Origin of the sequence: Streptomyces sp. NPDC021622 (genome assembly GCF_040640795.1) — a bacterium.
Lineage (GTDB): Bacteria > Actinomycetota > Actinomycetes > Streptomycetales > Streptomycetaceae > Streptomyces.
Genome location: NZ_JBFACK010000012.1, coordinates 74005 through 95399, shown reverse-complemented (window position 1 = coordinate 95399; position 21395 = coordinate 74005). Strand labels below are relative to the sequence as shown.

At 70.6% G+C, this 21395-nt stretch carries 13 protein-coding genes; 9 read left to right on the top strand and 4 right to left on the bottom strand.

Going from position 1 to position 21395, the window contains the following annotated elements:
• The first annotated feature begins 8 nt into the window (after positions 1–8).
• Together AB0G47_RS24015 and AB0G47_RS24010 are read left to right on the top strand one after the other, a co-directional pair.
• Positions 9–4130, top strand: coding sequence for an AAA family ATPase (locus AB0G47_RS24015; protein WP_360773430.1), 4122 nt, complete (start codon positions 9–11; stop codon positions 4128–4130).
• A 228-nt stretch (positions 4131–4358) separates the two neighbouring features.
• On the top strand, positions 4359–5783 hold the full coding sequence (locus tag AB0G47_RS24010) for a sugar porter family MFS transporter (protein ID WP_360773428.1): 1425 nt from the start codon (positions 4359–4361) through the stop codon (positions 5781–5783).
• Positions 5784–5827: 44 nt separating this feature from the next.
• Here AB0G47_RS24010 and AB0G47_RS24005 read toward each other — a convergent pair whose 3' ends face one another.
• Both AB0G47_RS24005 and AB0G47_RS24000 read right to left on the bottom strand, forming a co-directional pair.
• Positions 5828–6808 (bottom strand): LLM class flavin-dependent oxidoreductase, encoded by a 981-nt coding sequence (locus AB0G47_RS24005; RefSeq protein WP_360773426.1) that lies wholly within the window; start codon positions 6806–6808, stop codon positions 5828–5830.
• A 90-nt stretch (positions 6809–6898) separates the two neighbouring features.
• Positions 6899–8341 carry a cytosine permease gene (locus AB0G47_RS24000; protein WP_360773424.1) on the bottom strand — a complete coding sequence of 481 codons (1443 nt, stop codon included), beginning with the start codon at positions 8339–8341 and terminating at the stop codon, positions 6899–6901.
• A gap of 197 nt (positions 8342–8538) precedes the next feature.
• Here AB0G47_RS24000 and ftsY point away from each other — a divergent pair, with 197 nt between their 5' ends.
• Positions 8539–9759, top strand: a complete 1221-nt coding sequence (ftsY, locus tag AB0G47_RS23995; protein ID WP_360773862.1) for a signal recognition particle-docking protein FtsY — start codon at positions 8539–8541, stop codon at positions 9757–9759.
• Between the two features lie 143 nt (positions 9760–9902).
• Here ftsY and AB0G47_RS23990 read toward each other — a convergent pair whose 3' ends face one another.
• Complete coding sequence (locus AB0G47_RS23990; RefSeq protein ID WP_266871104.1) at positions 9903–10565, bottom strand: bifunctional DNA primase/polymerase; 663 nt, start codon at positions 10563–10565, stop codon at positions 9903–9905.
• Between the two features lie 418 nt (positions 10566–10983).
• Here AB0G47_RS23990 and AB0G47_RS23985 point away from each other — a divergent pair, with 418 nt between their 5' ends.
• The 6 genes from AB0G47_RS23985 to ftsH all read left to right on the top strand — a co-directional run bounded on the left by AB0G47_RS23985 (position 10984) and on the right by ftsH (position 20736).
• The gene (locus tag AB0G47_RS23985) at positions 10984–12459 is read left to right on the top strand and encodes a hypothetical protein (protein ID WP_360773420.1); all 1476 of its coding nucleotides are present in this window, start codon (positions 10984–10986) and stop codon (positions 12457–12459) included.
• Between the two features lie 298 nt (positions 12460–12757).
• On the top strand, positions 12758–14122 hold the full coding sequence (locus tag AB0G47_RS23980) for an ammonium transporter (protein WP_360773417.1): 1365 nt from the start codon (positions 12758–12760) through the stop codon (positions 14120–14122).
• Complete coding sequence (locus tag AB0G47_RS23975) at positions 14119–14457, top strand: P-II family nitrogen regulator (protein ID WP_135333252.1); 339 nt, start codon at positions 14119–14121, stop codon at positions 14455–14457. Before AB0G47_RS23980 ends, AB0G47_RS23975 begins: the two co-directional genes overlap by 4 nt.
• 51 nt (positions 14458–14508) lie before the next feature.
• A complete protein-coding gene (locus tag AB0G47_RS23970; protein WP_360773414.1) occupies positions 14509–16980 on the top strand; it encodes a [protein-PII] uridylyltransferase in 2472 nt (823 codons plus the stop codon).
• Between the two features lie 156 nt (positions 16981–17136).
• The gene (gene ffh / locus AB0G47_RS23965; protein ID WP_360773412.1) at positions 17137–18690 is read left to right on the top strand and encodes a signal recognition particle protein; all 1554 of its coding nucleotides are present in this window, start codon (positions 17137–17139) and stop codon (positions 18688–18690) included.
• 108 nt (positions 18691–18798) lie between these two features.
• A complete protein-coding gene (ftsH, locus tag AB0G47_RS23960) occupies positions 18799–20736 on the top strand; it encodes an ATP-dependent zinc metalloprotease FtsH (protein ID WP_360773409.1) in 1938 nt (645 codons plus the stop codon).
• On the opposite strand, the gene AB0G47_RS23955 is transcribed toward ftsH, so the two are convergent.
• Complete coding sequence (locus tag AB0G47_RS23955; protein ID WP_360773407.1) at positions 20733–21359, bottom strand: maleylpyruvate isomerase family mycothiol-dependent enzyme; 627 nt, start codon at positions 21357–21359, stop codon at positions 20733–20735. The genes ftsH and AB0G47_RS23955 overlap by 4 nt on opposite strands.
• Positions 21360–21395: the final 36 nt, after the last annotated feature.

Below are 21395 nucleotides of genomic sequence, written 5' to 3'. Positions count from 1 at the left end.
CCAGCGGCGTGCACCTCAAGGCCCTCACCCTGCGCGGTTTCAAATCCTTCGCGTCGGCCACGACGCTGAAGTTCGAGCCGGGCATCACCTGCGTCGTCGGACCCAACGGCTCCGGCAAGTCCAATGTCGTGGACGCGCTCAGCTGGGTCATGGGCGAGCAGGGTGCCAAGTCGCTGCGCGGCGGCAAGATGGAGGACGTCATCTTCGCCGGCACCACCGGGCGGCCGCCGCTCGGCCGGGCCGAGGTGTCCCTCACCATCGACAACTCCGACGGTGCGCTTCCCATCGAGTACGCGGAAGTCACCATCACGCGGATCATGTTCCGCAACGGCGGCAGCGAGTACCAGATCAATGGGGACACCTGCCGGCTCCTCGACATCCAGGAGTTGCTCTCCGACTCCGGCATCGGCCGCGAGATGCACGTCATCGTCGGGCAGGGCCAGCTCGACGGGGTGCTGCACGCCGACCCGATGGGGCGCAGGGCCTTCATCGAGGAGGCCGCGGGCGTCCTCAAGCACCGCAAGCGCAAAGAGAAGGCGCTGCGCAAGCTCGACGCGATGCAGGCCAATCTCGCCCGCGTCCAGGACCTCACCGACGAACTGCGGCGCCAGCTCAAGCCCCTGGGGCGGCAGGCCGCCGTCGCCCGGCGGGCCGCCGTCATCCAGGCCGATCTGCGCGATGCCCGGCTGCGGCTCCTCGCCGACGATCTCGTACGACTCAGAGAAGCGCTCCAGACCGAGGTCGCGGACGAGGCGGCGCTCAAGCAGCGCAAGGACGCCGCCGAGGCCGAGCTGAAGAAGGCACTGCAGCGGGAGGCCGAGCTGGAGGACGAGGTGCGGCGTCTCACGCCGCGGCTCCAGCAGGCGCAGCAGACGTGGTACGAGCTGTCGCAGCTGGCCGAGCGGGTGCGCGGCACGGTCTCCCTGGCCGACGCCCGGGTCAAGAGCGCGACCGCCGCGCCGCCGGAGGAGCGCCGTGGCCGCGACCCCGAGGACATGGAGCGCGAGGCCGCGCGGATCCGTGAGCAGGAGGCGGAGCTGGAGGCGGCTCTCGAAGCCGCCGAGCACGCCCTTGAGGACACGGTGGGCCACCGCGCCGATCTTGAGCGGGAGTTGGCGGTCGAGGAGCGCCGGCTCAAGGACGTGGCGCGGGCCATCGCCGACCGGCGCGAGGGGCTCGCGCGGCTGAACGGCCAGGTCAACGCGGCGCGTTCGCGGGCGGGCTCCGCGCAGGCCGAGATCGACCGGCTCGCCGTGGCCCGTGACGAGGCGGGGGAGCGCGCCGTCGCCGCCCAGGAGGAGTACGAGCAGCTCAAGGCGGAGGTCGACGGGCTCGACGCCGGTGACGCGGAGCTCGCCGGGCGGCACGACGAGGCGAAGCGTTCCCTCGCCGATGCCGAGGCCGCGCTCACCGCCGCGCGGGAGGCGGCCACCGCGGCCGAACGCAAGCGGGCCGCGGTCGCCGCCCGGCACGACGCGCTCGCGCTGGGGCTTCGCCGCAAGGACGGCACGGGAGCGCTGCTCGCCGCCAAGGACCGGATCGCCGGGCTCCTGGGGCCCGCGGCCGAGCTGCTCACGATCGCTCCGGGGTACGAGGTCGCGGTCGCCGCCGCGTTCGGTGCCGCGGCGGACGCCATCGCGGTGAGCACCCCCGCATCGGCGGCGGAGGCGATCCGGCTGCTGCGGAAGCAGGACGGCGGGCGGGCCGCGCTGTTGCTGGCGGGGGCGCCGGACGCGTGGGACGGGGGACACGGCGGCTCGGCGGGCGCGCGCGGCGCGGATTCGGGCGGTGCGGGTCGGCGTGGTGCGGAGGTGTCCGGTGGCGGTGCGCGGGCCGGTGGAGGCAGTGCGGAGGCGCTTGGTGGTGGCGTCGGGTCGGGCGGCGCGGAGTCGGGCGGTGCGGGGGCGCGTGGTGCGGCGGTGCCCGGTGGCGGTGTGCAGGTCGATGGTGGCGGTGCGGAGGCGCTGGGTGATGGCGTCGGGTCGGATGGTGCGGGGTCGGGCGGCGCGGAGTCGGGCGGTGCGGGGGCGCGTGGTGCGGCGGTGCCCGGTGGCGGTGTGCAGGTCGATGGTGGCAGTGCGGAAGCGCTTGGCGATGGCGTCGGGTTGAACGGTGGGGAGTCGGGGGGTGCGGGCCCGCGTGATGCGGCGGTGCCCGGTGGCGGTGTGCAGGTCGACGGTGGCGGTGCGGAAGCGCTTGGCGATGACGCCGAGTCGGATGGTGCGGGTCGACGTGGCCCGGAGGCTCCCGGCAGCAGCGCCCGAGCGCAGGCGCTGCCCGCCCACCACGGCATTGCTCCCGGTGAGGCACGGGCCGAAGCCGCCCAAGGTCCGCCCTTCGTCGCCGAACTGGTGCGCGGCCCCGATGAGTTGATGCCCGCCGTGCGGCGGCTGCTGCGGGGCGTGGTGGCGGTGGGGACGCTTGAGGACGCCGAGGATCTCGTCTACGCGCGGCCCGAGTTGACCGCGGTGACCACCGAAGGTGACCTGCTCGGGGCGCACTTCGCGCAGGGCGGGTCCGCGGGTGCGCCCAGCCTCCTGGAAGTGCAGGCCTCCGTCGACGAGGCTGCGGCCGAACTCGCCGAGCTCGGCACGGCCTGCGAGCGGCTCGCCGATGAACAGCAACGCGCGGGCGAGCGGCGTAAGGAAGTGGCCGCGCTCGTCGAGGAGTTGGGCGAGCGCAGGCGCGCCGCCGACCGGGAGAAGTCGGCCGTGGCCCAGCAGCTCGGCGCGCTCGCCGGGCAGGCGCGCGGCGCCGCCGGTGAGGCCGAGCGCAGTGCCGCCGCCGCGGCCAAGGCGCAGGACGCGCTCGACAAGGCGGTCGAGGAGGCCGAGGAACTGGCAGAACGGCTGCTCGTCGCCGAGGAGGCACCGGTCGAGGAGGAGCCCGACACCGCCGTGCGCGATCGGCTCGCCGCGGATGGGGCCAATGCCCGGCAGACCGAGATGGAGGCCAGGCTTCAGGTTCGTACCCATGAGGAGCGGGTCAAGGGGCTTGCGGGCCGGGCCGATTCGCTCGACCGGGCCGCGCGCGGTGAACGCGAGGCACGCGCGCGTGCCGAGCAGCGCAAGGCCAGGATGCGGCACGAGGCGGCCGTCGCCGACGCCGTCGCACGCGGCGCCCGGCAGCTGCTCGCGCACGTCGAGGTCTCTCTCGCACGGGCCGATGCGGAGCGCGGCGCCGCCGAGCGCGCCAAGGAGGTCCGGGAGCGGGACCTCGTCGCCGAGCGGAACCAAGGCCGTGATCTCAAGGCGGAGCTGGACAAGCTGACGGACTCGGTGCACCGGGGCGAGGTGCTCGGCGCCGAGAAGCGGATGCGGATCGAGCAGCTGGAGGCCAAGGCGCTCGAGGAGCTCGGCGTCGAGCCGGCGGGCCTCGTCGCCGACTACGGCCCCGACCAGCTCGTGCCGCCCTCGCCGCCCGCCGAGGGCGAGGAGCTGCCCGACGACCCGGAGCACCCGCGCAACAAGCCCGTGCCATACGTCCGCGGTGAGCAGGAGAAGCGGCTGAGGTCGGCCGAACGGGCGTATCAGCAGCTCGGGAAGGTGAACCCGCTGGCGCTCGAGGAGTTCGCGGCGTTGGAGGAACGCCATAAGTTCCTGAGCGAGCAGCTCGAGGACCTGAAGAAGACGCGCGCCGATCTGCTGCAGGTGGTGAAGGAGGTCGACGAGCGCGTCGAGCAGGTCTTCACCGAGGCCTACCGGGACACGGCCCGGGAGTTCGAAGGGGTCTTCTCGCGCCTCTTCCCGGGCGGTGAGGGACGGCTGATCCTCACCGATCCCGACAACATGCTCGCCACCGGTGTCGATGTCGAGGCGCGGCCGCCGGGCAAGAAGGTCAAGCGGCTCTCACTGCTTTCCGGTGGTGAGCGGTCGCTGACCGCCGTGGCGCTGCTCGTTTCGATCTTCAAGGCGCGGCCCAGTCCCTTCTATGTGATGGACGAGGTCGAGGCCGCGCTCGACGACACCAACCTGCAGCGTCTGATCCGCATCATGGAGGAGCTGCAGGAGGCCTCGCAGCTCATCGTGATCACGCACCAGAAGCGGACGATGGAGGTCGCGGACGCGCTGTACGGCGTGTCCATGCAGGGCGACGGCGTATCCAAGGTGATCAGCCAGCGGCTTCGCTAGCCCGCTGCGCACACTCTTCACCGGGCCGTCACTACTTCAAGACTTGAACGAACCTCACCTCACGCGTGCCTGAAATTCACAGGAACCCAGGTATTGACTTCGAAACTTGAAGGCATAGTCTCTGCAACGTTGCTTTTACCTTCAGGTGGTGGGCGGCGTGAAGTTGTGCGCCACTTGAAGTGCTCGCCCCCACCCCCGGCAATGCAGCCGGTGGCCCGAGGAGTCCATGTGACCAGCACAACGAAGGCGCCGCAGCCCGAAGGCAGAGAGGCCAAGCCGGACCATCTCGGCCACGTCATCTTCATCACGGCGGCAGCCGCGATGGGTGGCTTCCTCTTCGGCTACGACAGCTCGGTGATCAACGGCGCGACCGTCGCCATCCAGGACCGATTCGACGTCGACGCGGACATGCTCGGCTGGATCATCGCCACCGCGCTGCTCGGCTGTGCCGTCGGTGCCGCGGTCGCCGGACGCATCGCCGACCGCATCGGCCGCATCCGCTGCATGCAGATCGCCGCCGTCCTCTTCGCGGCGAGCGCCGTCGGTTCCGCCCTGCCCTTCGCGGCCTGGGACCTGACGATGTGGCGCTTCATCGGCGGCATCGGCATCGGCATGGCCTCCGTCATCGGCCCGGCCTACATCGCCGAGGTCGCCCCGCCCGCGTACCGAGGCCGCCTCGCCTCCTTCCAGCAGGCCGCGATCGTCATCGGCATCGCCGTCTCGCAGCTGGTCAACTACGGCATTCTGAGGCTGGCGGACGACGACCAGCGCGGCGAGCTGATGGGTCTCGAGGCCTGGCAGCTGATGCTCGGCATCATGGTCATCCCGGCCGTCCTCTACGGCCTGCTCTCCTTCGTCATCCCCGAGTCGCCGCGCTTCCTGGTCGAGGTCGGCCGTGAGGCCGAGGCCAAGATGGTGCTCGGCGAGGTCGAGGGCCACAAGATCGACCTGGACGCGCGCGTCCTCGAGATCAAGGAGGGCATGCGCCGGGAGCACAAGCCCTCGTTCAAGGACCTGCTCGGCAAGGTCGGCTTCCTGCCGATCGTCTGGATCGGCATCGGCCTCTCGGTGTTCCAGCAGCTCGTCGGCATCAACGTGATCTTCTACTACTCGAACCAGCTGTGGCAGTCGATCGGGCACGACCCGAGCAGCTCGTTCCTGTACTCGTTCGAGACGTCGATCGTGAACATCATCGGCACGGTCATCGCGATGATCTTCGTCGACCGGATCGGCCGCAAGCCGCTGGCCCTGATCGGCTCCGCCGGCATGGCTCTCGCGCTGTTCACCATGGCCTGGGCGTTCTCGTACCGCACCGGATCCGGCGACACCGTCTCGCTGCCGGACGCACAGGGTCTGACCGCGATCATCGCCGCCAACCTCTTCGTGCTCTTCTTCGCGCTCTCCTGGGGCGTGGTGGTCTGGGTGCTGCTCGGCGAGATCTTCCCGAACCGGATCCGCGCGGCCGCCCTCGGCGTCGCCGCGTCCGCCCAGTGGCTCGCCAACTTCGCGATCACCAAGACGTTCCCGAGCATGTCCGAGTGGAGCCTGACCGGCTCGTACATCATCTACGGCGCCTTCGCCGCGCTCTCGATCCCCTTCGTCATGAAGTTCGTCAAGGAGACGAAGGGCAAGACCCTGGAGGAGATGGGCTAATCCCCGCTGCCCCTCCTCTGAGGAAGCTGCCCCGGTTCAAGGACCTATTCCTTGAGCCGGGGCAGTACGTTTTCGCAGAAGTGGTGCAGGCTGCGCCATCCCTCGTCGACCGGCATCCCGCCGGACAGCGGATGCAGTACGAGATTGGCGGCGCCGCCCTGTACGTACGCCACGCACTCGTCGGGCGTGAGGACGCGGTAGACGCCCTCGGCGCGCAGCTCGTCCACCGTCGTCGCGGCGGACTTCACCGCGGAGCGGATGTCCTTGGACTGCCAGGAGGCATAGGTGCGCGCCTCGTGCAGGAAGTGCTCGCCGTGCTCGGCCCAGGTGCGGTCCGGGTCGTCGGCGATGTGCAGGAGCGGGGTCTCGGCGGCGGGCATCATCGTCCAGCCCTCGGTGCCGTACTCGGCGAGGCGTTCGTTGTAGTACGCCTCCAGGTCCGGCAGATGGGCGCTCGGGAAGAACGGCAGGCCGAGCCGGGCCGCGCGCCGGGCCGCCGCCTGCGAGGAGCCGCCGACGAGGAGCAGCGGGTGCGGTTGGGTGTGCGGACGCGGGGTGACGCGCACGGTGCGGCCGCGGAACTCGAAGGGTTCGCCGGTCCAGGCCTGCAGCAGCGTTTCGAGCAGCTCGTCCTGGAGCTTGCCGCGCCGCTTCCATTCGACGCCGAACGCCGCGTACTCCTCGGGCCGGTAGCCGATCCCCGCCACCGTGACCAGACGCCCGCCGCTCAGCAGATCGAGTACGGCGATGTCCTCGGCGAGCCGCAGCGGATCGTGCAGCGGGCCGATGATCGCGGAGACCGTCACGGCGATGCGCCGGGTCGCGCCGAACACCGCGCCCGCGAACGTGAAGGGCGAGGGCAGCCAGTTGTTGCCGACGCCGTGGTGCTCCTCGGTCTGCACGGTGGAGATGCCCCGGTCATCCGCGTACGCGGCCATCTCCAGGGCGGCTTTGTAGCGTTCGCTCAGCGAGCCGGGTGTGGCCGCGGGGTCGACGAGGTTGAAACGGACGACTGTGACGGGCATGCGGAACGTCCCCCTTCACCATGGGCGGCGAAGGGGGACGTTAGTTGACGTGGTGTCAGATGGCCAGTGTCCGGCGGGAGTTGCTCCGGATCAGGCGGTGACCAGCTCGGTGTCGTCGCCCTTGCCGCCGGGCGTCTCGACGGCCGGGGTGCGCGGAAGCACCGCGTACAGGACGGCCGCGATGATGATCGTGGCCAGCCAGCCGAGGCCGTTGCGGCCGACCCAGGACGTGGCGAGCGGGCCGCTGAACCAGTCGACCTTCGTGAAGAGCAGACCCATCACCAGGGCGATCGCCCACGCGGTCATGGCCTGCCAGGCGAAGCCGGCCTTGTACCAGTAGGCGCTGGTGCGCTTGGTGTCCATCAGCGCCTCGCCGTCGTATGTCTTGCGGCGCAGCATGTCGATGCCGAAAACGCCGATCCAGGCGGAGAACGCGACCGCGAGGAGCGTCAGGAAGGAGATGAACGAACCCATGAAGCTGCTGGCCACGTTCATCAGCAGGTAGCCGAAGATCAGGCTGATGATGGCGTTGATGCTCACGGCCCAGGCACGCGGGACCTTGATGCCGAGCGTCATGGCGGTGAAGCCCGCGGAGTACATCGACATCGAGTTGATCAGCAGCATGCCGATCAGGGCCATCACCAGGTACGGCACCGCGATCCACGTCGGGAGCAGCTCGCCGAGGAAGGAGACCGGGTCGGCGGCCGACGACAGGGACGGTGTGCTGACCGCCATGACGGCGCCCATCAGGACCATCGGTACGACGACGATGCCGGCGCCACCGATCGCGTTGCCCACCAGCGCCTTGTTGGAGGCCGTGCGCGGCAGGTAGCGGGTGAAGTCCGGTCCGGTGGGGACCCAGCTGATGCCGCCGGCGGCGATCACGCCGACGCCCGCGACCATCGCAGCGGTGGAGCCCGCCGACTCGGAGAAGACGTCCGACCACGGGGTGTTGGCGATGAGGTAGATCAGTACGAGGACGCTGAACGCGCCGAAGAGGTACGTCGCCCAGGTGTTGCAGATGTGCAGCACCTTGCGGCCGAGGCCACTGATGACGAACGTACCGGCGACGAAGGCGATCAGCGTGACGACCGTCAGCCAGGTGCTGGACTTCACGCCGAAGCAGATGTCCAGGACGACGATGATCGCGTACGCGCCCGTGACCGCGTTGATCGTCTCCCAGCCCCAGCGGGCGATCCAGATCAGGGAGCCCGGGAAGAGGTTGCCGCGCTGGCCGAAGACCGCGCGCGAGAGCGTCATGCCCGGCGAGCCGCCGCGCTTGCCCGCGATGGAGATCAGCCCGACCATGCCGTAGCTGAGAACGGGGGACACGAGGGCGACGACCAGGGCCTGCCAGAAGTTGAGGCCGTTGGTCACGATGAGGCCCGCGCCCATGGTGAGCAGCAGGACGCTGATGTTGGCCGCGACCCATGTGGGGAACAGCTCGCGGGTCCTGCCGGTGCGCTCGGAGTCGGGGACGGGCTCGAGGCCGCGTGTCTCCAGGGCGCCTTCGTTTTCGGCGGTGGTGCTCATGGGGGTGGTTCCGTGCCTCTCGCTCGGATCGCAACGCTGCGAGCCGTCCGTGGGGGTGATCGCAAGGACTCTACGCGCGTTGATGCGGAGAGCTCCATCGTACTTTAGTCCGAGTAGTGCCCTCTATGGGCCTTTGTTCTTTGGAGGAAGCTACAGCCTGGGCCCAGGTTGCACCCATGACTGATACTGGGTGGGTTATGGAAATCGTCATCCTTGCTGTAGTCATCGCCGTGGTCGTGATCGGCGCGCTCGGCGGGCTCGTGATCGGCAGCCGCAAGAAGAAGCAGCTGCCGCCGCAGGCGCCGTCGACCACGCCCACCATCACCGCCCCTCCCGCCGAACCGCAGGTTGGCGACGAGGCCGAGACGCCGCGCGACGAACCGCGCCGCACGATCGAGGAGGTGGAACTCCCGGGCGCCGGAGCCGAGGCGCCGGTGGTCACCGAGGAGGCCCCCGAGGCCGCCCCGGAGATCGAGACCCCGGAGCCCACCGCAGGGCGCCTGGTCCGCCTGCGCACCCGGCTCTCCCGCTCGCAGAACGCGCTCGGCAAGGGGCTGCTCACGCTCCTCTCCCGCGACAACCTCGACGACGAGACCTGGGAGGAGATCGAGGACACGCTCCTCACCGCCGACGTCGGCGTCGCCCCCACCCAGGAACTGGTCGAGCGGCTCCGCGAGCGCGTTCGGGTGCTCGGCACCCGCACCCCGGACGAGCTCCGCGCGCTCCTTCGCGAGGAGCTCATCGCCCTGCTGGGCACGCGCGAGGGCACGGACTTCGACCGCGCCGTGAAGACCGAGTCGGGCCTGGAGACGCCCGGCATCGTGATGGTCGTCGGCGTCAACGGCACCGGCAAGACCACCACCACCGGCAAGCTCGCCCGCGTCCTGGTCGCCGACGGCCGCTCGGTCGTCCTCGGCGCGGCGGACACCTTCCGCGCGGCCGCCGCGGATCAGCTGCAGACCTGGGGCGAGCGCGTCGGCGCCCGCACGGTGCGCGGCCCCGAGGGCGGCGACCCGGCGTCGATCGCCTTCGATGCGGTCAAGGAGGGCATCGCGGAGGGCGCCGATGTCGTCCTCATCGACACCGCGGGCCGGCTGCACACCAAGACGGGCCTGATGGACGAGCTCGGCAAGGTCAAGCGCGTCGTCGAGAAGCACGCGCCGCTGGACGAGGTGCTGCTCGTGCTCGATGCCACGACCGGGCAGAACGGTCTGGTGCAGGCGCGGGTCTTCGCCGAGGTCGTCGACATCACCGGCATCGTCCTGACGAAGCTGGATGGCACCGCCAAGGGCGGAATCGTTGTTGCGGTCCAGCGGGAGCTGGGTGTGCCGGTGAAGTTGGTGGGGCTTGGTGAGGGTGCGGATGATCTTGCGCCGTTTGAGCCTGAGGCCTTTGTGGATGCGTTGATCGGGGAGTAGCGCTCCGGCTTTTCACCTGCGGGTGCGTCGTGGCTGGTCGCGCAGTTCCCCGCGCCCCTTCGGGGCGCTCATGTGCCGCGTACGAAAAAGAAATGCCCGCCCCAGGGTGCAGCCGGGGCGGGCATTTCCGTGTGCGGGCGCGTCTACGCCGGTGAGCGATGGGCCACGTACGCCAAGGTCCCGAGGACCAGCCGTGCCTGGGGTGGATGTGTTGCCGAGTCCAGGTCCGGGGCGCGCAGCCAGCGGACCGGGCCGAGGCCCGCGTGGTCGGACGGCGGGGCCGTGATGTGGCTGCCGGGGCCCCGGCCGTGCAGGTCGATGCCGGCGTCGTCCCACCCCATGCGGTAGAGCAGCTGGGGGAGTTCGGCGGCGGCGCCGGGGGCCACGAAGAAATGCGCGCGGCCGTCCGGTGTGGCCGACACCGGGCCGAGCGGGAGCCCCATGCGCTCCAGGCGGACCAGGGCACGGCGGCCCGCCGTCTCGGCCACCTCGATCACGTCGAAGGCGCGCCCCACGGGCAGCAGCACGGCGGCGCCGGGGAACTGGCCCCAGGCCTCCGCCACTTCGTCGAGCCGCGCCCCGGCCGGGACCTCGGGGGCGAAGGCGAGCGGATGGGCGCCGGGGGACGGGCAGTCGGCCGCGCCGCAGGAGCAGCGGCCGTCCAGCGCGCGCGCTCCGGGGACCGCCGCCCAGCCCCAGAGTCCGGTGTACTCGGCCACCGCGGTGCAGTCCGACGCGCGGCCGCGCCGCCGTGAACCGGTGCGGGGTTCTCTGGTCCCCCGGATGCCGCCGATCGTGAAGCCCATGCCCCCTCCAACGGGTCGAGCGCAGCGCGGTTACGTGACGGAATCGGATCGTGACCCTCTGTTTTCGGGTGGCACCCGATGGCCAGAGGGTGGTGCGCTCGATCATTCGCGCCCCTAAGTGCTCCGTTCCGCCCACTGTCGGTCGTCCACTGTCAAGTCAATCGCTTGTAGCGGGCGGGGAGTTCATTCGAAGGGGTGGCGAATGGTGGCGTTTCCGCGATCGCCCTCGCCGGAGGGGTGATCGTAGGATTACTTTCAGTGCATAAGCCCTGAGGCTCGCGCACTCGTGGGTATGCCGGAGGCAAGTCGGTTTCCTGTTCGATGGGTGACGTTCTCCGGACGGAGAGCCGCATCCCGCGGCATTCTGGTAGGGCTTGGCGTGGACCGTGCAAGTGTCTTGAGGAATGGGGGCGTTCCAGTGGGCGGCAATGCCGGAAGTGGTGCGAACGCTGAGAAGCGCCCAAACGAACTGCTCAACTCCTGGTTCGTGCGCAGCGGCTGGTCGAAGGGCGAACTCGCACGCCAAGTGAACCGCAGAGCACGCCAGTTGGGTGCGCATCACATCTCCACCGACACCTCACGGGTGCGCCGCTGGCTGGACGGCGAGAATCCCCGCGAACCCATTCCGCGCATCCTCTCCGAGCTGTTCTCCGAGCGGTTCGGCTGTGTGGTGGCGGTCGAGGACCTGGGTCTGCGCGCCGCGCACCAGTCGCCCTCCGTGTCCGGCGTGGACCTGCCCTGGACGGGACCCCAGACCGTCGCGCTGATCAGCGAGTTCTCGCGCAGCGACCTGATGCTGGCCCGGCGCGGCTTCCTCGGCACCTCGCTCGCGCTCTCCGCGGGCCCCGCCCTCATCGAGCCCATGCAGCGCTGGCTGGTCCCCGGGCCGACCACGCCGTCCGGCGACCCCGAGCCCGCCGCGCCGACGCGCAGGCCGGGGCGGCTCTCCAAACCTGAGCTCGATCTCCTCGAGTCCACGACGGTGATGTTCCGCCAGTGGGACGCCCAATGCGGGGGAGGGCTCCGGCGCAAGGCCGTCGTCGGCCAACTGCACGAGGTGACGGACCTGTTGCAGGAGCCCCAGCCCGAAGCCACCGCCAAGCGGCTCTTCAAGGTCGCGGGCGAGCTGGCCGAACTCGCCGGGTGGATGAGCTACGACGTGGGGCTTCAGCCCACCGCCCAGAAGTACTTCGTCCTCGCGCTGCACGCCGCCAAGGAGGCGGGCGAGAAGCCGCTCGGTTCGTACATCCTCTCCAGCATGAGCCGCCAGATGATCCACCTCGGCCGGCCCGACGACGCGCTCGAACTCATCCACCTCGCGCAGTACGGCAGCCGCGACTGCGCGAGCCCGCGCACCCAGGCCATGCTGTATGCGATGGAGGCCCGCGCCTACGCCAGCATGGGCCAGCCCGGCAAGTGCAAGCGGGCCGTGCGGATGGCCGAGGACACCTTCGCCGACGCCGAGGAGTTCGACGAGCCCGAGGCGGACTGGATCCGCTTCTTCTCCGAGGCCGAGCTGAACGGCGAGAACGCCCACTCGTTCCGCGACCTGGCCTATGTCGCGGGCCGCAGCCCCACCTACGCCTCGCTCGCCGAGCCCGTCATGGAGCGTGCCGTCGACCTCTTCGGCAAGGACGCCGAGCACCAGCGTTCGTACGCCCTGAACCTGATCGGCATGGCCACGGTCCACCTGCTCCAGCGCGAGCCCGAGCAGAGCACGGAGCTTGCGGGGCAGGCCCTGGACATCGCCAAGAAGGTCCGCTCCGAGCGGGTCAACACCCGGCTGCGCAAGACCGTGGACACCGCCGTGCGGGACTTCGGGGACGTAGCCGAGGTCGTCCGCCTGACCGAGCGGCTCGCCGTGGACATGCCGGAAACCGCGGAGGCGGTCTGACGGCGCCCGCAAGGCTCCGGCCGCGGCAGGACCATCCCGAACAGCCCGACTCGGCTCCCCCGCGCCAGGTCAACCGGATGGCCGTCGCGGCCGGTTTTGTGCGTTGTCGCAGGGTATGACTCCGCGTCCCGCGCCACCCGGCAGTTCATGGACGCGTAACACGCACGACCTCTTCGTCACCGGTGCGAAACATCGAGGGGCGCCCCACGAAACGGCGCTGCGCCAATCTCGTGGCGCATAACGGCCCACCCCGTACCGCCCTCCCGCACGGGCCGCATACGACGACGAGGAGACGCCGATGCCCCCAGGCATCACGATCGCCGCAGACGCCCCCGAGCTGTCTGCCGCCAACACCGGGTTCATGCTCATCTGTTCCGCCCTGGTGATGCTCATGACGCCGGGACTCGCCTTCTTCTACGGAGGCATGGTCCGCGTCAAGAGCACCCTGAACATGCTGATGATGAGCTTCATCAGCCTGGGGATCGTCACCATCCTCTGGGTGCTGTACGGCTTCTCCATCGCGTTCGGCACCGACCACGGCAGCCTCTTCGGCTGGTCCTCCGACTACGTCGGCCTCAGCGGCATAGGGCTGAACGAGCTGTGGGACGGCTACACCATCCCCGTCTTCGTCTTCGCGGTCTTCCAGCTGATGTTCGCGATCATCACGCCCGCGCTGATCAGCGGTGCGCTCGCGGACCGCGTGAAGTTCACCGCCTGGGCGCTGTTCGTCACGCTGTGGGCCACCATCGTCTACTTCCCGGTCGCGCACTGGGTGTGGGGCACCGGCGGCTGGGCCTTCGAGCTCGGCGTCATCGACTTCGCCGGTGGTACGGCCGTGCACATCAACGCCGGTGCCGCCGCGCTCGGCGTGATCCTCGTCATCGGCAAGCGCGTCGGCTTCAAGAAGGACCCGATGCGGCCGCACAGCCTGCCGCTCGTCATGCTCGGCGCCGGTCTGCTGTGGTTCGGCTGGTTCGGCTTCAACGCCGGATCGTGGCTGGGCAACGACGACGGCGTCGGCGCGATGATGTTCCTGAACACGCAGGTGGCCACCGCCGCCGCCATGCTGGCCTGGCTCGCCTACGAGAAGATCCGGCACGGCGCTTTCACCACCCTTGGTGCCGCATCGGGCGCCGTCGCAGGTCTCGTCGCCATCACCCCGTCCGGCGGCTCCTGCTCGCCGCTCGGCGCGATCGCCATCGGTGCCATCGCCGGTCTGCTCTGCGCCATGGCCGTCGGCCTCAAGTTCAAGTTCGGCTACGACGACTCCCTCGACGTCGTCGGTGTCCACCTCGTCGGCGGTGTCGCGGGCTCGCTCCTGGTCGGCTTCTTCGCCACCGGTGGCGTCCAGTCCAAGGCTCAGGGCCTCTTCTACGGAGGCGGCTTCGAGCAGCTCGGCAAGCAGGCCGCGGGTGTCGGCGCCGTCCTCGCGTACTCCCTGATCGCCTCCGCGATCCTCGCCTTCCTGGTCGACAAGACCATCGGGATGCGGGTCAGCGAGGACGAGGAAGTCTCCGGCATCGACCAGGTGCAGCACGCCGAGACCGCGTACGACTTCAGCGGCGCGGGCGGCGGCACCGCCACCCGCAGCGCTGCCGTGCCGACCCCGGTCCAGGACGCTGCGAAGGCTGCAACCGAGAAGAACAAGAGGGTGGACGCATGAAGCTCATCACCGCGGTCGTCAAGCCGCACCGGCTCGACGAGATCAAGGAAGCCCTCCAGGCCTTCGGAGTGCAGGGACTGACGGTCACCGAGGCCAGCGGCTACGGCCGCCAGCGCGGTCACACCGAGGTCTACCGCGGCGCCGAGTACACCGTCGATCTCGTACCGAAGATCCGGATCGAGGTCCTCGTGGAGGACGACGACGCCGAACAGCTCGTGGATGTCGTGGTGAAGGCCGCCCGAACCGGCAAGATCGGGGACGGCAAGGTCTGGAGCATCCCGGTCGAGACGGCCGTCCGGGTGCGGACCGGCGAGCGCGGACCCGACGCGCTGTGACGCAAACCGGCCGACTGAGCGGAACTGAGCGGGACTGACAGGAGCTGCTGGGTGACGAGTGTGGACGTACGAACCGAATCGGATTCGGAAGACTCCGGCCCCAGCGGCTACGCGGCGGCCCGGCTGCGCCTCCTCCAAGGAGAGGCGCAGTCCGGGCCGCCGCGCCGTTCGGCCCTCGCCGACCTCACGGACGACTGGCTGACCGGGCTCTTCACGGCCGCGGGCACGCCGAAGGGGACGTCCCTGGTCGCGGTGGGGGGCTACGGCCGTGGCGAGCTCTCACCGCGCAGCGACCTCGATCTGCTCCTCCTGCACGACGGCAGCGCGGACCCCGGCGAGGTGGCGTCCCTCGCGGACCGCATCTGGTACCCCGTCTGGGACCTCGGGCTCGCGCTCGATCACTCCGTGCGTACGCCGGTGGAGGCCCGCAAGACCGCGGGCGAGGACCTGAAGGTGCAGCTGGGGCTGCTCGACGCGCGGCACATCGCGGGTGACCTGGGTCTGACGGCCGGGCTTCGCACGGCCGTGCTCGCCGACTGGCGCAACCTCGCGCCCAAGCGGCTGCCGGAGCTGCGCGAGCTGTGCGAGGAACGGGCCGAGCGGCAGGGGGAGTTGAGCTATCTCCTGGAGCCGGACCTGAAGGAGGCCAGGGGCGGCCTGCGGGATGCGACCGCGCTGCGGGCCGTCGCCGCGTCGTGGCTGGCGGACGCGCCTCGGGAGGGGCTTTCCGACGCGCGGCGGCGGTTGCTGGACGTGCGGGACGCGCTGCATCTGACCACGGGACGGGCCACGGACCGGCTCGCCCTCCAGGAGCAGGATCAAGTCGCGGCGGAATTGGGCCTGTTGGACGCCGACACCTTGCTGCGTCAGGTGTACGAGGCCGCTCGCACCGTTTCGTACGCCAGTGATGTGACGTGGCGCGAGGTGGGGCGCGTGCTGCGGTCCCGGTCCGTGCGGCCGCGGCTGCGGGCCATGCTCGGGGGAGGCAAGGGGGCGGCGACCGCCGAGCGGTCGCCGCTGGCCGAGGGGGTCGTCGAGCAGGACGGGGAGGTCGTCCTCGCGCGGGCCGCCCGGCCCGAGCGTGACCCGGTGCTTCCGCTGCGGGCGGCGGCGGCCGCGGCGCAGGCCGGTCTTCCGTTGTCGCTGCACGCGGTGCGCCGGATGGCCGCCACGGTGCGGCCGCTGCCCACGCCGTGGCCCGCAGAGGCGCGGGAGCAGCTGGTGACGCTCCTCGGCGCGGGGCGGCCGACCGTCGAGGTGTGGGAGGCGCTGGAGGCCGAGGGGCTGATCACGCGGCTGCTTCCGGACTGGGAGCGGGTGCGGTGCAGGCCGCAGCGGAACGCCGTGCACACGTGGACCGTCGACCGGCATCTGGTGGAGACCGCCGTGCGGGCCGCCGATCTGACGCGGCGGGTGGGGCGGCCCGACCTGCTCCTTGTCGCGGGGCTTCTGCACGACATCGGCAAGGGGTGGCCGGGGGACCACTCGGTGGCCGGGGAGATCATCGCCCGGGATGTCGCCGCCCGGATCGGGTTCGACCGGGCGGATGTGGCGGTGCTCGCGACGCTGGTGCGGCATCACCTGCTGCTCGTCGAGACGGCCACGCGGCGGGACCTCGACGATCCGGCGACCGTGCGTTCGGTGGCCGAAGCGGTCGGCTCGACGGGGACTCTGGAGCTGCTGCACGCGCTGACGGAGGCGGACGCGCTGGCCACGGGGCCCGCGGCCTGGTCGGCGTGGCGGGGGTCGCTCGTCGCCGACCTGGTGAAGCGGGTCGCGGGGGTCCTCTCGGGGGACGAGCCCGCGGGGGCGCCGGCCGAGGACGAGGCGCCCACGGCCGAGCAGGAGCGGCTTGCGGTGGAGGCGTTCCGTACGGGAGGGCCAGTGCTGTCGCTGCGGGCGCAGACCGAGGGGGAGTCGGCCGAGCCCGGGGGCGATCCGGAGCCGCTGGGGGTGGAGCTCGTCATCGCGGTGCCGGAGCAGGCCGGGGTGCTGCCCGCCGTCGCGGGAGTGCTCGCCATGCACCGGCTCGCGGTGCGGACCGCGGAGTTCCGCGCGGTGGGTCTGCCGACCGGGGGCGAGGACTCCGTGCTCCTGCTGAACTGGCGGGTCGCGGCGGAGTACGGGTCCCTGCCGCAGGCGGCACGGCTGCGGGCGGACCTGGTGCGGGCGCTCGACGGCTCCCTGGACATCGCGGGCCGCCTCGCCGAACGTGACGCGGCGTATCCGCGGCGGCGCGGCACGGTGGCGCCGCCGCCCCGGGTGACGGTGGCGTCGGCCGGGTCGCGGCTCGCCACGGTCATCGAGGTACGGGCCCAGGACGCGCCGGGCCTGCTGCACCGGATCGGGCGGGCGCTGGAGTCCGCCGGGGTGGTGGTGCGCAGTGCGCATGTGTCGACGCTGGGGGCGAACGCGGTGGACGCCTTCTATGTGACGGGGGGAGAGGGGCGGCCGCGGGCCCCGCTGTCGGGGGAGCGGGCCGCGGGGGTGGCGCGGGCCGTGGAGGAGGCGTTGCGGGGGTAGGGGGTGGCGTGCGGGGGCGGGGTGGCCGCGCGGCCCCCTCTCAGTGCCCGGAAAAGGGGTAAATACGCAGACCCGAAGGGGCGGGGTACCCTCCAGCGCCCAGCAGATACCCTGGAGGGCGACCTGTCCCCTTCGACCCGAGGATTCGCGACCGCCGTGTTCGATACTCTCTCCGACCGCCTCGCAGCGACATTCAAGAACCTCCGGGGCAAGGGCCGCCTGTCCGAGGCGGACATCGACGCCACGGCCCGCGAGATCCGCATCGCCCTGCTCGAGGCGGATGTCGCGCTGCCCGTCGTCCGTGCCTTCATCAAGCAGGTCAAGGAGCGCGCCGCCGGAGCCGAGGTCTCCCAGGCGCTCAACCCCGCCCAGCAGGTCATCAAGATCGTCAATGAGGAGCTCATTGGCATCCTGGGTGGCGAGACGCGACGCCTGCGGTTCGCCAAGAACCCGCCCACGGTGATCATGCTCGCGGGTCTGCAGGGTGCCGGTAAGACCACCCTCGCCGGAAAGCTCGGCCTCTGGCTGAAGGGCCAGGGCCATGCGCCGCTGCTCGTGGCGTGTGACCTCCAGCGCCCGAACGCCGTGAACCAGCTCTCCGTGGTCGCCGAGCGCGCCGGCGTCGGCGTCTACGCGCCCCAGCCGGGCAACGGTGTGGGCGACCCGGTCCAGGTCGCCAAGGACTCCGTCGAGTTCGCCAGGTCCAAGCAGTACGACGTGGTCATCGTCGACACCGCGGGACGCCTCGGCATCGACCAGGAGCTGATGGAGCAGGCCGCGGACATCCGCGACGCCGTCAGCCCCGACGAGGTCCTCTTCGTCGTCGACGCGATGATCGGCCAGGACGCCGTCAACACGGCGGAGGCCTTCCGTGACGGCGTCGGCTTCGACGGTGTCGTGCTCTCGAAGCTCGACGGTGACGCCCGTGGTGGTGCTGCCCTTTCGATCGCGCAGGTCACCGGGCGCCAGATCATGTTCGCCTCGAACGGCGAGAAGCTGGACGACTTCGACGCGTTCCACCCGGACCGCATGGCGTCCCGCATCCTCGGCATGGGCGACATGCTCACGCTCATCGAGAAGGCCGAGCAGACCTTCTCGCAGCAAGAGGCCGAGAAGATGGCCTCCAAGCTGGCGAGCAGCAAGGGCAAGGACTTCACGCTCGACGACTTCCTGGCCCAGATGGAGCAGGTCAGGAAGATGGGCAGCATCAGCAAGCTGCTCGGCATGATGCCCGGCATGGGGCAGATCAAGGATCAGATCAACAATCTGGACGAGCGGGACGTCGACCGGACCGCCGCGATCATCAAGTCCATGACGCCCGCCGAGCGGCAGGACGCGACGATCATCAACGGCTCGCGCCGTGCCCGTATCGCCAAGGGTTCCGGCGTCGAGGTCAGCGCGGTCAAGAACCTGGTCGAGCGGTTCTTCGAGGCCCGCAAGATGATGTCGCGGATGGCCCAGGGCGGCGGCATGCCGGGTATGCCCGGGATGCCGGGCATGGGCGGCGGTGCCGGCAAGCAGAAGAAGAAGCAGAAGCAGGCCAAGGGCAAGCAGCGCTCCGGCAACCCGATGAAGCGCAAACAGCAGGAGCTGGAGGACGCCGCCCGCCGCGAGCAGGCGGCGCAGGAAGGCGGCGCCTTCGGCCTCCCCGCGGGCCAGCAGGACAAGAACTTCGAGCTTCCGGACGAGTTCAAGAAGTTCATGGGCTGACGCCTCGTATGTCGTACGCCGCCTGAGGCGCCCCTCTTCGGAGAGGGGCGCCTCAGGCGTTTTTCGGGAGCGAGTGCCCGGCAGGTATTTGTGTCGTAACGTCCGGATATGAGCAACCCTGTGCCGCCGCGCCGGGCGCCCGACAAGCCCTGGCGCTCCGAGGGCGCGCCCCCGCCCGAGCCCAAGCCGCCGCCCAAGAAGAAGATGCCGGGCGGGTGGGGCGGGCTCATCCTCACGGCGCTCATCGTCTATCTCGTCGCCAACCTCGTCCTCTCCTTCTTCAACGAGGGCGACGAGCCGACGATCTCGTACACGGAGTTCAGCAAGCAGGTCGACTCCGGGAACGTCACGAAGATCTACGCCAAGGGCGACGCGATCCAGGGGCAGCTCAAGAAGGAGCAGGAGAAGCCGGGTGACGAGAAGGGGAAGTACACCAAGTTCACCACCCAGCGGCCCGCCTTCGCCGACGACAAGCTCTGGGACGAGCTGACCGAGCACGACGTCACCGTCACCGCCGAGCCCGTCGTCCAGGAGCGCAGCTTCCTCGCGAACCTGCTCATCTCGCTCGCCCCGATGCTGCTGCTCGTCGTCCTGTGGATCTTCATCGCGCGGCGGATGAGATCGGGGGTGGGCGGCGCGGGCGGCATGCTCGGGCGCAAGGCGCCGCCGAAGCCGGTGGAGCTCGAACCCGGCGAGAAGCGCACCACCTTCGAGGACGTGGCGGGCATCGACGAGGTCGAGGGCGAGCTCAGCGATGTCGTCGACTTCCTGAAGAACCCCGAGGCCTATCGCACCATGGGCGCGAAGATGCCGCGCGGCGTGCTGCTCGCGGGTCTTCCGGGCACCGGCAAGACGCTCCTTGCGCGGGCCGTGGCCGGTGAGGCGGGGGTGCCCTTCTTCTCGGCGTCCGCCTCGGAGTTCATCGAGATGATCGTGGGCGTCGGAGCGTCGCGCGTACGCGAACTCTTCGCCGAGGCCAGGAAAGTCGCGCCGTCCATCATCTTCATCGACGAGATCGACACCATCGGGCGGGCGCGCGGCGGCGGCAGCGGCATGGGCGGTCACGACGAGCGCGAGCAGACGCTGAACCAGATCCTCACCGAGATGGATGGTTTCTCGGGCTCCGAGGGCGTGATCGTCCTCGCGGCCACCAACCGTGCCGACATTCTCGACCCCGCCCTGACCCGGCCGGGCCGCTTCGACCGGGTCGTCACCGTCAGCCCGCCCGACCGCGGCGGCCGCGAGGCCATCCTCAAGATCCACACGCGCGAGATCCCCCTCGCGGACGACGCCGACCTGGCCCAAGTCGCCCGTACGACACCGGGGATGACCGGCGCGGAGCTCGCCAACCTCGCCAACGAAGCCGCCCTGCTCGCCGTCAAGCGCAAGCAGAAGAAGGTCACCAAGGCCGATCTCTCCGAGGCCCTGGAGAAGGTGCAGCTCGGTGCCGAGCGGCCGCTGGTCATGCCCGACGAGGAGCGGCGGCGCACGGCATACCACGAGAGCGGCCACGCGCTCCTCGGCATGCTGCAGCCGGGCGCCGACCCGGTACGGAAGATCACGATCGTGCCCCGGGGGCGCGCACTCGGGGTCACCCTGTCGACTCCGGACGCCGACAAGTACGCGTACACGGAGGAGTATCTGCGCGGCCGTATCGTCGGCGCGCTGGGCGGCATGGCGGCCGAGCACGTCGTCTTCGGTGTCATCACGACGGGCGCCGAGAGCGACCTCGAACAGGTCACCAACATCGCCCGCGGCATGGTCGCCCGCTGGGGCATGAGCGAGCGCGTGGGCCGTTTTTCCGCCCTGCCGAACGACGGCCAGCAGCCCTACGGACTCGCGGCGGCCCCGGGCACCCTCGACGCGATCGACCACGAGATGCGCCGCATCGTCGACGAGTGCTACGAGAGCGCATGCCGCCAACTCCGGGACCACCGCGGCCAACTGGACGACCTGGCCGAGGCGTTGCTCGCGCACGAGACCCTGGAGGAGGCGACCGCCTACCGGGTCGCCGGCATTACACGGCTCACCAAGGACGCCGACTAGGCAGCCGGTTCGGTGGCGAAGCGGGACCCGAGCTCTCCCCGGAGATGCCCCGGGGGGAGCTTCCTGCCGTACAGGACCAGCAGCAGGTCCTGCGCGGCGCCGGTCAGCGGTGTGCCGCTGCCGTAGCTCCAGTCGAGGTCGTCGGCGCGCAGTTCGACCCCGGCGACGTCCGCCCCGAAGAACTTGGTGCTCTTGGGCGTGACCTTCTTAAGAAGGATGTGTACGCGGTCCAGGGGAACCCTGCGGTCGAGCCCCAGGGCGACCGAGATGTCGAGACCGTGGACCACGTCGTGCCCCAGCGCCCCCTCGATCCCGGCGGTGGGCGGCTGCCACGGGTGGTCCGCGTTGTCCCGGAGGAACGCGGCGAGCTCCCTGGGGGAGAAGGCGGCGGCGTCCTTGCGGGCGCAGCGGTCGGTCATCCGGTGCAGGCTGCCGCGCGCCTTGACGAGCTCGGCCAGGGTCCCGGGGAGCGAGTAGCGGAAACCCAGCGACATGTGCGCCGCGACCTCCCGCACCCGCCACCCCGCGCACAGGGTCGGCGCGTCCCACTGCGGTGACGGCAGGCCGTCGAGCAGGTCGGCGAGGTCTCGGCGTTCGGCGGCGATGGCGGTTCTGATGTCCACGCCTCCAGGGTCGCGAGCGCTCGGCCATAAGTCCAA

Excerpts from the sequence above, each read along its gene's own strand:
- AB0G47_RS24005 (WP_360773426.1), bottom strand. The coding sequence starts at position 6,808 with ATGCCCGTCACAGTCGTCCGTTTCAACCTCGTCGACCCCGCGGCCACA.
- AB0G47_RS24000 (WP_360773424.1), bottom strand. The coding sequence starts at position 8,341 with ATGAGCACCACCGCCGAAAACGAAGGCGCCCTGGAGACACGCGGCCTC.
- ftsY (WP_360773862.1), top strand. The coding sequence starts at position 8,539 with ATGGAAATCGTCATCCTTGCTGTAGTCATCGCCGTGGTCGTGATCGGC.
- AB0G47_RS23990 (WP_266871104.1), bottom strand. The coding sequence starts at position 10,565 with ATGGGCTTCACGATCGGCGGCATCCGGGGGACCAGAGAACCCCGCACC.
- AB0G47_RS23980 (WP_360773417.1), top strand. The coding sequence starts at position 12,758 with ATGCCCCCAGGCATCACGATCGCCGCAGACGCCCCCGAGCTGTCTGCC.
- AB0G47_RS23975 (WP_135333252.1), top strand. The coding sequence starts at position 14,119 with ATGAAGCTCATCACCGCGGTCGTCAAGCCGCACCGGCTCGACGAGATC.
- ftsH (WP_360773409.1), top strand. The coding sequence starts at position 18,799 with ATGAGCAACCCTGTGCCGCCGCGCCGGGCGCCCGACAAGCCCTGGCGC.